Source organism: bacterium, from assembly GCA_016708315.1.
Lineage (GTDB): Bacteria > Zixibacteria > MSB-5A5 > CAIYYT01 > CAIYYT01 > JADJGC01.
In genome coordinates this window covers 809115-822789 of the sequence record JADJGC010000023.1, presented here as the reverse complement: position 1 = coordinate 822789, position 13675 = coordinate 809115, and the positions used below count along the sequence as shown (strand labels likewise).

Below are 13675 nucleotides of genomic sequence, written 5' to 3'. Positions count from 1 at the left end.
CCTATTGAGCTAAGATGTAGCTTTTGCTGTTATTCTGGCTGTCTCTCTTACAATCGGTAAAACTACCGTGAAAGTTGAGCCCGTGCCGACAGTTGAATCGAGTTTTATGTCGCCGCCGTGATCACGGATGATTCCATAAGAAACAGACAGGCCCAGGCCGGTACCTTCACCCACCTTCTTGGTTGTGAAGAATGGCTCGAATATCTTGTTTCGGTTTTCCTCCGGGATACCCACTCCGCTATCGGTGAAGGAGATTTCGACAGCGCCGCTAAACTCTCCTACCGGCGGGTTGAAGCTTGTTGTCACTCTCAGGTCTCCGCCCGAAGGCATTGACTGCATGCTGTTTATCAGAATATTCGTGAATACCTGCTGGAGCAGATTGACGTTTCCGAGCACTCTTGGAAGACCCGGCTGAAGCGACACGTCAAGATGAATATCCTTCATACCCAATTGGTGCGAGGTGAAAACAAAGGTCTCTTCCAACGCCGAGTTGACATCGACTAGATCGAATTCCATTTTGTCGGACGAGCGGCTGAATTTTAGCAGATTCTTGACAATCATCTTACAGCGGCGCGCCTGTAGTTCGATGTCTGATAGATAGCGTTGGAAAGCGGTGAAATCTTTTTCCACCAATTGCCCACCGGCGAGTTTCTCAAGCGCAAACTGCGCGTAGCCGAGAATGCCACCAAGCGGATTGTTCAACTCGTGGGCAACACCTGCCGCGAGCTGTCCGACAGCGGCCATTTTCTCCGACTGAATGACCTGTTTCTGAACTTCTTCGAGCTTCTGTGTCCTCTCACGGACTTTTTCTTCCAATGTCTGATTGTGCAGCTCAAGTTCTTTCTGAGTCTTTTCGAGCGAGTCGCACATCGTATTGAACGCGAGCGCCAGTCGTTCAAGTTCGGCGTCGGTCTGAACATGAACGCGCTGGGACAAATCGCCCGCAGCCAACCGTTCCGTTGCTTCTACAAGAGTGTTGATCGGACTGGCGATCATCTTGACAAGAGTGACCGAGAGGAGAATACCCAGCATCACCAATAGCAGTGTGAAGTAAACGATCATTTGCCGTGTTTCAGCGATCTTTGCCTTGGTTTCGCCTGCGCTGATCGCGATGCGAACATAGCCAATAGTCTCGCCCCGTTGATTCGATTCCTTGGCGATGCTGGCCGATCCCAGTTCTTCTTTCGAAACTTCCGGCGTATGAGCGACGACTGTTGCGATGACTTCAATGCATTCACCGGCGTTCGGCAAGATCAGTTCGCGAGTTTCGACATTGTGTCCGTTGTTGCCGGAAGAGTCGCTTACAGCGAGAGATTCTTTGTCTGATTGAATGACGGAATCCGGGATGTTATCACTGAGCCCTTGCGCCAGTAGTACGGCATCGGAGTTGTATATCTGGGCAAACAGGATATCCGGTTCGGTTCGCATACCTTGAATCAAGCCGTCGAGCTCGGAGCTGATTTCCAGCATGACGCCAAACTCGGCGTTGTGAGCCAGGTTGCGTGCCAGCGAACTGCCCCGCTGCTTCAATCCATAAGTTGCTGTCTGAGAGAATTCCTCAAGCAGGAACATCGACAGCAGAAGCGAACTCACAACCAAGAGCGCGCTTACGCCGAGAATCAGCCGCCACTTAAGGCCCAGAGTGTCATGCAATGATCTAAGCAGTGACATCAGTAGGTCTCCTTGGCAACGCTGATCAACTCGGGTGCGAAGTCTATGTTAAGTAGTTTCCCCGACTTGAGATTCAAGTAGAGATAGACAACATCCGGAACCGTCGGCTTGATCGTGCTAACACTTTTTCCGTTCATAAGTGCCAACGCTAATTCGCCGGCCTGTCTCCCAATAAACTTGTAGTCAGCTTCCAGACAGAAGAGCGCGCCGTTTTCGACGAAATTCTGATTGAATCCCATAATCGGAATCTTGGCGCGAAGGGTCTCTACGAGAGTGTGGCGGATGAACTGTGGTGAGGATAGGAGCTCGTCAGCTATTGTCCAGATACCATCGGCAACGCGGCAGAGGCTATCGATCGCAGCCGGCAATTCCTTTGACGTGCCAATTTTGATTTCGACCAGTGTAAGCCCCAGTGTGGCGCAAGCCTTGCGGGCTTCTTCCACCAGTCGTTGCGAGTTGCTGGTGTAGACAACACCGATACGTTTGAGGCTTGGTATGACAGCTGAAAACTTCTGAATCTGTTGGAGAACGGGAATGTCGAGTGCAGCACCCGTAACATGGCCGCCGGGATTATCCCAGGACTTGATGAAGCCGGATTCAATCGGATTGAGCACCTTGGCAAACACAACTGGTATCGCCGGGAAATTCTTGTCAGCAAAAGCTGTTGCGGTGCTGCCGATGGTAATGAGAATATCAGGTTTCAGTGCGGCGACTTCGCTCTTCTGCTTTTCGTCAATGGCGGAAAGGTAGTGTTGGAACATCTCGCAAGGCGGGTCGCAACTTTTAAGCGACCACTCCAAGCCGGAGATAGTCCTCTGGGTATGCTTCGTCGAGTCTGAATAAAGCACAGCAATGCGCTGTCCTGCAATAACCGGCGCATCAACGCCGAAAACTGCAAGACAGAGCGAGCAGACGACTGCCGCTGCAATATGTCTCATGAGTTTACTCTCACTCGGAGAACAAACTTCGAGAAGATTGTCAGGTTCGGATTATGCTCACCCGGCGCTTTGTGCGCCATCCGGCACCCTCCTGGTGAAGGTCACTTGTTAGTCACAGAAGATAAATGAATGCATAACCTTACCGGTGCAAGGTTAACTCATTCGCACTGGCGATCCATCGTAGTGGCTTCTGCTCTAAGAATTTATCGGTAAGCAAAGATTCCCCTTAACCTTTATCAGAGAAGTTTGCACCGCTCTGAAACGAATAATCAGAAAAAAACTTGGTTCAGACCGCTTGGCCCCTAATCTGCATTCAACTTGAAACGCAAAGCAGCCGGCTGTCTGCCAAGATGCAGACCAGTCATAGTTTGTCGCTTCATCGATGTTTCATTCGTATTGCAAAAAACTCGAATTTTGTCCCTCCAATCGTTAAAAAAGGTTACGAGGTACCGATACATTCTGTGAGATCAGCAATCAGCCGAAGTCATCGGTGAATGTAATTCCTGCGACGACTCACATCTTTGATAAAGTATCCGATGACCCGACGCCTTCTGCGGGAGACTAACCGCAAACCAGCGCAAGAGAAATAGCTGATGTCGTTAACGAAAGCAACAGCCGGAGGTAGCTTGAGTAAGATTCTCAGACTCATATGTTCGCTCGGAGTCATTCTATTAGCGAATGGGGCTGCAAGTCTCGAGGCCAAGACGACGGGAAAAATCTCGGGAACCGTAACCTCGGCAGAAAGCGGCGAACCGCTTCCGGGTGCGACGGTGTCCATCGTTGGGCAGCCTATAGTAACGGTAACTGACCTTGACGGCGAATTCTATCTCCTAAATCTTCCGGTTGCTACCTATGATCTGGCCGTCGAATTGATCGGGCACAAGACCGAGATTCGCAGCGGACTCAAGGTACTTCTTGATCTTACCACTCCAGTCGAAATCGTGCTACAACCGGAAACCGTAAAACTTGATAGCGTTGTGACGGTATATGCCGAGCGACCGCTAATACAGAAGGACATGACTGCTTCAGTTCGCTCTATCAGCAGAGAAGAGCTCGAGCTTCAGCCGAACTCGCGGAACATCGGGCAAGTTATTCTAAGAATGAACGGCACCGTTGCCGACCGCGATGGCGGACTGCACGTTCGCGGCGGTCGATTCGGTGAAGTTACCTACTACTTTGACGGTATGCCGGTACAGGATCAATTCTCCGGCGGGCTCGGTACACGAATCAATCCGGATGCTTTGGAAACTGTCAGCTTGACGAGCGGCGGTTATTCATCGGAGTACGGTGAAGCACTATCAGGTGTTGTGAATGCTCTTACTCAAGAAGGTTCAAGCACCTATGCAGGTAAGCTGAAGCTGGCCGACGGACTCAGCAAACCATACAATGTCAGAACCGGCGAATTCGACAAGACCAGACGCACTGACAATTATTACGGCGTGTTCAATCTGTCCGGTCCGATTCCATTATTGCAAAATGATCGGGCGAATTTCTTCAATTCAATTGAGTACTGGAACAACGGCGGATACCTTCCGCATAACCAGGCCGAGAGCTGGACTCTTACCACAAAGGTAACGCTTCGCCCTCTGCAGAATCTCAAAGTCACAGTGTATTCCAACATCTACGAGCGCGAGCAAGAGCGTTATGAACATCGCGACGTAAACGGCTATTCATACGACTTTGCACTTCAAAACTCCGGACTAATCAAGAACGACGCCGCACGTTTTGGCGGCAGCGCCACGCTTCAACTGTCCACCAACACAGTTGTGTCGTTCAGGGCAGGTTACTTCGAGACCTCGACGAAGTTGGCGCCAGATCATCTGTTCGATGTCTATTGGGACAAGTGGCCCGGGTACTCGGTAGATGAAAATGGAAATTACAATGGCACAATTCAGGACAACTATGCAGTCGACTCGACTTACTACTATAGCGGTTACGTTAACGATACCTTGTTCTATCCGTACTACCTCTATCGTAAGTCATCGTACAAGTCGGCTGGATTCGATGTATTGTCGCAGGTTGATAAGTACCATCAGTTGAGCGTCGGCGGCGAGTTCCGCCAGAACCGCCTCATTTGGGACAACAAGCAGTTCTTCAATGTCCGGCCTTACGGAGAAAAGTACGATGTTGGGCCGAGCTATGCAGCGGCGTACCTGCAAGACAAGATCGAACTTGGCTACATGATCATAAATGCCGGATTGCGGCTCGATTATCTCAATGCAGAAATCGACTATTGGGAAGATCCAGGCACCAAGGAGAAGCGCCTTCGCTCCAAGAGCAAGACTCACATTTCGCCGCGAGTTGGTTTCTCACATCCAGTTTCCGAGAACACGCTGTTCCACGCCAACTACGGTTACTATTACCAGGTGCCGCAGTACCCGTTCATGTTCACCAACCTTCAGGCTGACTTGACAACCGGTTATCCGATTGTTGGTAATCCGGATATGGAACCGGAGAAGACGGTTTCTTACGAGTTGGGTATTACACAGAGATTGGCTGACGACATTCGTCTCAACGCTACCACTTATTACAAGGACGTCTCCAATCTCGTTTCGAGCCGTTCAATCGTAGCGCCTTCAGGAACCTACACGCAGTATTACAACGGCGATTATGGTTCGGTCAAAGGTCTGGATTTTGCTGTAACGAAGACCGGCAACCAGAATCTCAACGGATCAATCAACTACTCCTATATGGTTGCTGAAGGCAACTCATCCGACGCAAACGAATTCTATTACAACTACTTCACGCAAGGCGACGATGCGCCGGTGATTCCTGTTCAGGAATTCCCGCTCTCGTTTGATCAGCGCCATACGCTAAACATCAACTTGGATTTCCGGGTGCCGCGAAACCAGAAGATCACACTGTTCGGCGTCAACATGCCGACCGCGTGGGGACTCAACACATTCTTCACCTATGGATCGGGAATGCCGTACACTCGCACCGACGAACAAGGCATGCGTCTTGGCGGCTTAAACGAAGGCAGGATGCCCGCTACCTATCGGGTCGATATGCGCTTCGACAAGGACTTCTACCCGTTCAGTGGAAAGACGAGCAAGCTGCGGTTTTTCGTCGAAGTCAACAATCTTCTCGACCGGCGTAATGTCGTGAACGTCTATTCGCGCACCGGACTTGCTGACATCGATGGCTACAACTTCGGCTTAAGCTACGACCCGCCCGGAGATGCAACTCCCGAAGACGTCAATGATATTCGACGCCTCTTGGCAAAAGATCCGCAGAATTTTGATACGCCAAGAAGCATTCAGTGGGGGTTGGAATGGATATTCTAAACCGTGCGAAAGTGCAGAGGATGAAACCCATGCATAGTGGATTATCGATAGTCGCCGTTTGCGTTGCCGCTCTACTCGCGATTTCGGGCGGCGGGTTGTTTGCCGCCTCGGCGGGTTCGCAAGTTCCTGCTCCGGAATTGCAGGATCTAATCACGCATGACAAGGGCAATATCAGAACGACAGTTTCCAACTGGGGCACAATCGGCGGGTTAAGCCATCTCGGATTTCCTTCAGGTGAATGGCCGAAGGGCTCAGGACATGACTACCTTGCAGAACTGAAATACTGGATGGGTGCAAGTGTCGTGTCGGGCGATACGCTTCTGGCTGACTCAGACGATGACTACGCTCCGCTCACATCGTATGCGACCGCGACTGATTATCGTATCCGGCTTTCGACCGATTCGACTCGCTACGAATTCGACCGCGACGACACTACCGGTGCCGGGCGCGACAATCCTGCATACGGCTGGCGTCACTATGATCCGCAGACCGGTGAATGGGTATACAATGAAGTCTGGGATCCGCAGACGGAGAGCTTCTATTCCGGCGGACCATCATCATTGCAAGAAAGCATCTATCGTTTCAATGATGCCGGTCTCGGTTCGTCTTTGATGGGTCTGGAAATGGTCCAGACAATCTATCAGTGGAATTACAGCTACAACGAAGATGTTATGTTCGTTGTTCTCGATATCACGAACAAGAGCGATAACGATTACGAAAACTTCGCTTTTGGTCTCTACTGCGATTTCGACATCGGTGGGCCGGATGGTTCGGGAGAGAATGGCCGTCTCGGCGACTTGGTCGCTTCTGACACTTCTCAGAATTTGGCTTGGACTTACGATGCCGACGGATATGATCCGGGCTGGGGTCCGAGTGTTGTTACCGGTGTGATGGGTACACGCTACATCGAAACTCCCGACAACATCGGTATGACAGCATTTCGTACCGGCGAGTGGGAGCGAATCGAGAATACAAATGATCGCGAGAAGTATGCCTACATCACCGATCACATCTATGAAGAATCGCTGCCGCCGACAGATCAATACTATGTCCAGGCAACTTCGGGAATCAATCTCGAAAAAGGCAAAACCATCAGAATCGGATTTGCCATTATCGCAGGATATGATGAAGAAGATTTTCGCAACAAGTCCAAGATAGCACAGACTGTATACTCCAATCACTTTGTCGGTCCGACGCCGCCGAAGCCATCAAAGCTGACGGTGCTTTCTGGCAATAACGAAGCGCGTTTGTCATGGGACAATACCGCGCCAGAAAGTGTTGACCCGCTTCTGGGAGTCGCTGACTTTGCCGGCTACAAGCTATACCGCTCCACGGATCAAGGCGCCAGTTGGGGCCGTTTGGTCCGCAACAATGACGGCAGCCTCGGACCCGATTATGTTCCGTTGGCTATCTGGCGTGTTGAAGACGCTTCAGAGCCGATTCCTCACACCTATGTTGATACTGCGCTCGTCAACGGATTCGAATACTGGTATTCCGTAGTCGCATTCGACAAAGGCGATTCCAGCGCCGGCGTGGGACCGCTTCAAACCGCGTATGGCCGACCCGGTTCCGATGACAACGCCGGAGCGGCAGTGCCGAGATCTAATCCGGCGGGCTATGTTCCCGTCGAGAGTACATTGAGGCATGAGGTCGAAGGCGGCGCAACCGCATCCGATGGAAACGTTGTTCCAGTACTATTTGACGACTCGCAATTCAGCGGCGAGGAATATGAAGTTGGATTCAAGGAAGACATGTACACGACATCGTGGTATGTCGTGAATCGTACGACTGGAGATACTCTGGCAGTTGACATGACCGACCAGAGCGGCGACTTGGCACAAGCCCCTGTCGTCGATGGTGTGCAAGTATTCGTATTCAATGGCGAAAGAGAACCGCGTCACTTCAAGCAGGTGAGTTTCTCCGCAGGCGCCGACACGACGCTGGAACTCGGATATTCCTACGGTCCGATGGGCAGCGCATTTGGCTTCCCGATCGGCGGCGATGTCCACTTCCGTTCGACATATCAGTTGCGCTTTACGGCGACAGGATCACTCGGATATTCGTTCTATGACGATGTAACACCAATCAACTTGCCGTTTGAAGTCTGGAATACGACCACGAATCAGCAAGTGCTCGCCGAGATATATCACCTTGATGCCGACGAACCGGGCTGGGATCCGCGAAATCGCGATTACATCTCGATCGTCAATGTGCCATACGACAACCAATCGCACCCCGAGGCGTTTCCTTATGGACACTCGTGGTTCTTCCGATTGGACACAGCCAGCTACAACTACCGAGTTGGCGATGTTTTTGAAGTTGGCGGCGCTCCAGTAAACGGGGCAGACGACAAATTTGTATTCAACATTCCTTCCGTGAATAAGGAAGCGGCCTCGGCTGCTCTCGATCAGGTTCGCGTTGTTCCCAATCCTTACGTTGCGCGCGCAGCCTGGGAAACCGTGGAAGGTGAACGCCGGTTGGAGTTCGTCAATCTACCGGCTACCGCGACGATCAGGGTCTACACGCTCGCAGGTGATCTTGTGCAGACTCTCGAACATGACGGCTCCGGCACCTTTGTTTGGAACATGTTGACGAGTAACGGGCAAGGTATAGCGCCGGGTCTGTACTTCTATCATGTTGAATCACAAGTGGGCGAACGCGTCGGCAAGTTTGCGGTGATCAAGTGAGAGCCAAGGAGAAATCGAATATGCGCAAATTCAGTATCATAATCGGTGTCGCAGTCGCATTGTTCGCGGCTTCATCACTGCATGCGGACGAGTTCTCCAAAGTGGGAACGTCGGGAGCGCAGTTCCTGAAAATTGGAGTTGGCGCCCGTTATACCGCGATGGGAGAAGCTTCAGTCGCCAATGTCAGCGATGCCTATGCTCTCTACTGGAACCCGGCTGCGCTTGGCGGAATGACTCAATCGCATCTGGAGTTCACAACAATCTCCTATGTCTCCAATGTGAACCTGAACTACGTGGCATTTGCCAAACCTCTCAGCTTCGGCACCATCGGTGCGGCAGTGACAGCGTTGACCTCCGGTGACATGGAGATCACGACTATCGAAGAGCCGAACGGAACCGGCAAAATGTTCTCAACCTCCAGCTATGCAATTACGCTTGGATACGCGCGCCAATGGACAGAGTTCTTCTCGTTTGGTATGAGCGCAAAATATATCACTGAGAGAATATCCGAAGTACGCGCCAGCGGAATCGCTTTCGATTTCGGAACGTTGCTCCGGCCGGGATATCGCAATCTGCGAATCGGCATGAACATCTCCAACCTTGGCCAGGAAATGAAATTCAGCGGTCCTGAATTGAACTTCAACTACAACCCTTCCGGCGACAATGAAAGCGTCGACAATGCAAAGGGTGTTCTGGATGTTGATTCCTATGACTTGCCGTTGGTGTTTCGCATCGGCGCAGCTTACGACATCCAATACTCACCGAGCACTCGATTGACATTCAGCGTCGAAGCACGCGACCCATCGGACAATGAACAGCAAGGATCGTTCGGAGCGGAAGCCGCATTTCAGGAGACATTCTTTGTGCGCGGAGGATGGCAGCTCAATCAAGAGGAGCAATCGGCCACGGTGGGCGCCGGTCTCGCACTTAAGGTGTGGAATTCGACCGACTTAAGTCTAAACTATGCCTTTGCGGATTTCGGAAGATTAAATTCAGTTCATCGCTTCTCATTTGGACTCAGATTCTAAACACAGCATCAAGCCAACAGAATGGAAGAATGGGCGACCGATAGGTTGCCCATTTTTCGTTGTTTTATAGCGAATTGCTGTCCCCACAACTCCCAGAAATGTCTTTGCTACAAAGTCACAAGATTCGATATTATCTATTACCGAATACCGCGCAGGAAACTTTCCTGATTTGCCAGCGTTGTATTAAGAACATCATCGAAATGAAGGTATCTTTAATATGCAATCCATTGGAGGAATGATGAAATTTGTCCGTTACATTGCGGCTGGCGCTGCTGTTTGCTTTGTCGCCGCCTGCAGTCAAATGCAGAAAGAACCGACGGCACAGGTCTATGTCGAGCCCGCGGAAGTTCTGGCTGCAAATGATTCCGCCGAGGCTCTTGCTGCGGCGCTCGCCGATCAGGCGAAGTTTGAAGACTACAAACCAGTATATGAACACTTCATTGCCTTGAATCCCAATTCAACCGATCTGCACCGGGAGTTCCAGGCGTTGTTCAACGGTTTCCAGCGCACAGAAGAGAGAAATGCCTATTACAAAGCTTTGTATGACGCCGATCCGAAGTCCGCGATGGCGACCTATCTCTACGGTCGTTGCCTGGGTGGCATGGAATCGATCGAATACTTCAAAAAAGCTACCGAACTGGATCCTGACTATTTCTGGGGCAACTTTGGTATGGGCGCGGCCCTTGTGTCTGCAAATCCTCCCGATACTGCCAAATCGATCGAGTATTATCTCAAAGCGATGGCTTTGAACCCGTCATATCCGACAACCTATCCGCAGATCGCCGGAATCTACATGGCGCAAAAGAACTATCCCGAGGCACTGAAATACGCAAAGCTCTATGCAGTGACCTCGCCTGATCAGTATCGGCCTGTCGCAATGCAGTCTGATATTCTGAACTCCATGGGAGATAAGAAGGGGTCGGAAGAAGTGCTCGTGAAGTTTGCCCAGGCATATCCGGAAAACGGACAGGTTCGGAAAGACTTGGTCGAACTCTACAAGAAGCAGAATCGCTTCCCAGAAGCAATTACCAATCAACACGCTATTGTGGCTTCATCGACTAAGCCTGGAGACGCATTGGTTGAGCTTGGTAAGATATACGCGATGGCGAATCAGCCGGATTCCGCTCTCACTTATCTCAATCTGGCTGCTGACCAAGGGTATGGCGACTATCGCCGCCTGATGCGCAACGAGACTCTAGCGGCTGTTCGTTCCTTGGGAGGTTTTGACGATCTGATCAACCGACTCAAGGTTGCTTCGCAGGCTCAGCGCGAGAAGCGTCTTGCGCCGATAATGGCGGATGCTGAAGGTAATCGCATGAAGGCAGTGTCAGAGGTTCTCAGTACACCGGCTCCTGCATTTGCTTTTGTCAATCTTGAAGGCCAGACTGTCTCGCTGGAAAGTTTGCGCGGCAAGGTTGTCGTTATTGATTTCTGGGCGACCTGGTGCGGTCCATGCAGAATGACGATGCCGTTGTTACAGGAGTTCGTCGAACGCAAGCCGGAAGGCGTAGAATTCATTTCCATGGACGTTTGGGAAGACGACACCACCAAGGTTCGTCCGTATCTCGCCGACTATGGTTATACTTTCAATGTGCTCTTCGGCAATGCCGACGTCGCATCGCAGTATGAGGTCACTGGTATTCCGACGTTGGTCATCATTGATAAGGACGGCGTGATTCGCTATCGCCATGTCGGTTATGATCCGAGCGCAGACCAGGTATTGCTCTGGCAGGCTGAAGAGTTGGCCAAGAAGAACGCCCAATCGACGACCTAAAGTAGAAACGAGTTCGTAATTTCTAAGGGCAGTCGAGAGACTGCCCTTTTTGATTTTACTACTTTAAGGCTGGGCGAAATCGCAACAGATCACTGACCTGGCCAGAGTCTGCGTCAATCCCGATTCCATAGTTGTCGAAACCGAATTGATCTGATGTTCTTGCAGGTCGCAGCCAGGTTGTGTTGTTCTCACAGTCGGGCCGATTTGTGCGGGTTCCGGTGCTATCGGCGACATCCAAGTATTGATCAGTGCCGCCAATATCAATCAAGATACCGAATGATTGCGCATAAGAGATAAACGGCGCTGTAGGTCGGGGAGTCCGGTAGTCTTCGCGAAACGAAGCGTCACCCATTCCGTCTGTTCCCTTTGACAATTGATAGAGATCATCACCGCCGAGGTCGAACAGGAATGAATTGGAACGAATCTGTGCATTGGCGATGGAGATGATTTTGCCGGTGTAAGTGTCGTTGCCTTGCCAATCAGCCATCAGTGTTACTGCGAAGTCCCAGCCGAAAGACAATCCCGCGCCGGCGGTTTCAAACAGCTCGTGCCGGTCATTGCCCGACTCATCAAACACAGCGCCGATACAGTAGTGCGCTCCAGAAGCCTGCGTGAAGTAGCAGCTTCGATAAAGATCGTCGCCTTCGACATCGTAGAGAACCCCGATACCAAACCAGTAGCCGGTGCCGATACTCCAATTGCCTGAGTAGTATTCGTCGTTGCCGTAGCAATCAATCAGTGCTCCAAGTCCGCCTGCCCAACTATGGCCGTCGGAACCGTCACCGCGCCGACCACCGCCCCAGCCCTGAGCGTTGTTGGCATTGATCCTCATCTGCGAATGGTAATCCCCACGGTTAAAGACCTCCGCCAGCGGCTCGGCTTTGTAGTAGTCATTGCCGCGGAAATCGGCGAGTATGCCGATTCCTCCGCCAATTCCGCCAGCACCTTGTCCGTCGCCGGCGAGATAGTAGTTGTCGTCGCCGACGCGGTCAATCAGCATTCCAACTCCAAAGTAACCGCAGCCTTGTCCCGACACTTTCAGTTGGTAGTCGTCGTCGCCTTCAAAGTCTGCGACCATACCGGTGCCAAAGACGCCGATGCCTTGTGACAATCGGTTGGCAGCGTATTTGTCATTGCCGCGTGTGTCGATTACGATGCCGGTCCCGCAGACACCATACCCGAGAGTACGAGTGCTCAGGCTGTCGCCGTAGCTGTCGGCGCCGTCGAGGTCAATGATCGCGCTGATTGGAAGACCGGGTCTCGAACCGCCGCCATCGAGATAGACGTCGTTGCCGCCAAAGTCGCAGATCAGCAAGTAGCCGCCCGATCGGTAGGTCGAATTGCCTTTGTCGCCGATCACGATTTGCCCAAGGGGCGTATTGATGGTAATGGTCTTGAAGTTGTCTGGGACGGAGAGCTTCTGGAGCTTCTTGGCGGTCAGGTCGGAAGCTGCGATGGTCTTGAACGAAGAGTACACCAACGATTGCCAGTCGATTGTTGATGCGCAGTCGTCGAGTTGAGGATAGTAGATTTGACCGTCACCTTGTGTCGCATCAAGATTCTGAATCTGAAAGATTTCCTGGACAATTCGATGCGGAACGTTCCGGAATGCAAGTTGGTGATAGCTGTTGGCCTCGACAATATTCAGTATCCATAGCGCCAACACTTCTTTGATCGCTGGACTTAAGAGTGCGGTTTGTTCTTCCAAGCGCGAGCGAGAGATCTCAGATTCTGATTTCGCCCCGAATGTGCGGTATTCCAATTGCGAGCCGGTTGATTCATACAATTTCTCGATAGCGTCAAAGAGCGGCGATTCTCCGCTGACCGAGTCGATCAAGTTGGCAGAGTAACTGCGGAAGCCGCCAATTTTGCGCTCCCAGCCCAAATGATAAGAAAGCTGATAGAGAGCAGAGTTTGACGTATTGGAGAAGACCGAGTCTTCCATGTAATACATAAAGGAAGATTTCATTGACTGGCTGTAATCATAAACGCGCATCGGCTCGGCAAAGAGGTCATCAAATGCAGGGAGCTTGTGCGGTATCACAAATGGATAGCGATTCCAATATCCCTTGGGCTGATAGCCGAGATCGCCCCGGTCCTTACCGACCAACGATAGCGCCGAGTCAAGCAGATCCGTTGAATTTGCAGTTGTGTTAAAGACAGCAACTAATGTAAGAATCAGAATTAGGCATCGAATCATGGTTCCTCCCGAACTTAACGAAACGTATTGCGTCACTTGGCTTCGCGCAACTGCTATTGTCTCATGCCGTCGTTGACGAACATTCCGCTT

Annotated in this window: 7 protein-coding genes; 4 read left to right on the top strand and 3 right to left on the bottom strand. The window is 51.4% G+C overall.

Annotation, left to right across the window (positions count from 1 at the left end; translation table 11 throughout):
• Nucleotides 1-9: 9 nt before the first annotated feature.
• Together IPH59_15890 and IPH59_15885 are read right to left on the bottom strand one after the other, a co-directional pair.
• Nucleotides 10-1671 (bottom strand): HAMP domain-containing protein, encoded by a 1662-nt coding sequence (locus IPH59_15890; protein MBK7093169.1) that lies wholly within the window; start codon nucleotides 1669-1671, stop codon nucleotides 10-12.
• The gene (locus IPH59_15885; GenBank protein ID MBK7093168.1) at nucleotides 1671-2609 is read right to left on the bottom strand and encodes an ABC transporter substrate-binding protein; all 939 of its coding nucleotides are present in this window, start codon (nucleotides 2607-2609) and stop codon (nucleotides 1671-1673) included. The genes IPH59_15890 and IPH59_15885 overlap by 1 nt, the downstream gene beginning before the upstream one ends.
• Nucleotides 2610-3235: 626 nt before the next feature.
• On the opposite strand from IPH59_15885, the gene IPH59_15880 reads away from it, so the two are divergent.
• The 4 genes from IPH59_15880 to IPH59_15865 all read left to right on the top strand — a co-directional run bounded on the left by IPH59_15880 (nucleotide 3236) and on the right by IPH59_15865 (nucleotide 11385).
• Entirely contained in the window at nucleotides 3236-5896 is a 2661-nt protein-coding gene (locus tag IPH59_15880) for a TonB-dependent receptor (GenBank protein MBK7093167.1), read from the top strand.
• Nucleotides 5897-5925: 29 nt separating this feature from the next.
• Nucleotides 5926-8583 (top strand): hypothetical protein, encoded by a 2658-nt coding sequence (locus tag IPH59_15875; GenBank protein ID MBK7093166.1) that lies wholly within the window; start codon nucleotides 5926-5928, stop codon nucleotides 8581-8583.
• A gap of 20 nt (nucleotides 8584-8603) precedes the next feature.
• Nucleotides 8604-9611 carry a PorV/PorQ family protein gene (locus IPH59_15870; protein ID MBK7093165.1) on the top strand — a complete coding sequence of 336 codons (1008 nt, stop codon included), beginning with the start codon at nucleotides 8604-8606 and terminating at the stop codon, nucleotides 9609-9611.
• Between the two features lie 235 nt (nucleotides 9612-9846).
• The gene (locus IPH59_15865; GenBank protein MBK7093164.1) at nucleotides 9847-11385 is read left to right on the top strand and encodes a redoxin family protein; all 1539 of its coding nucleotides are present in this window, start codon (nucleotides 9847-9849) and stop codon (nucleotides 11383-11385) included.
• Nucleotides 11386-11443: 58 nt separating this feature from the next.
• Here IPH59_15865 and IPH59_15860 read toward each other — a convergent pair whose 3' ends face one another.
• The gene (locus tag IPH59_15860) at nucleotides 11444-13585 is read right to left on the bottom strand and encodes a hypothetical protein (GenBank protein ID MBK7093163.1); all 2142 of its coding nucleotides are present in this window, start codon (nucleotides 13583-13585) and stop codon (nucleotides 11444-11446) included.
• Between the last annotated feature and the right edge of the window lie 90 nt (nucleotides 13586-13675).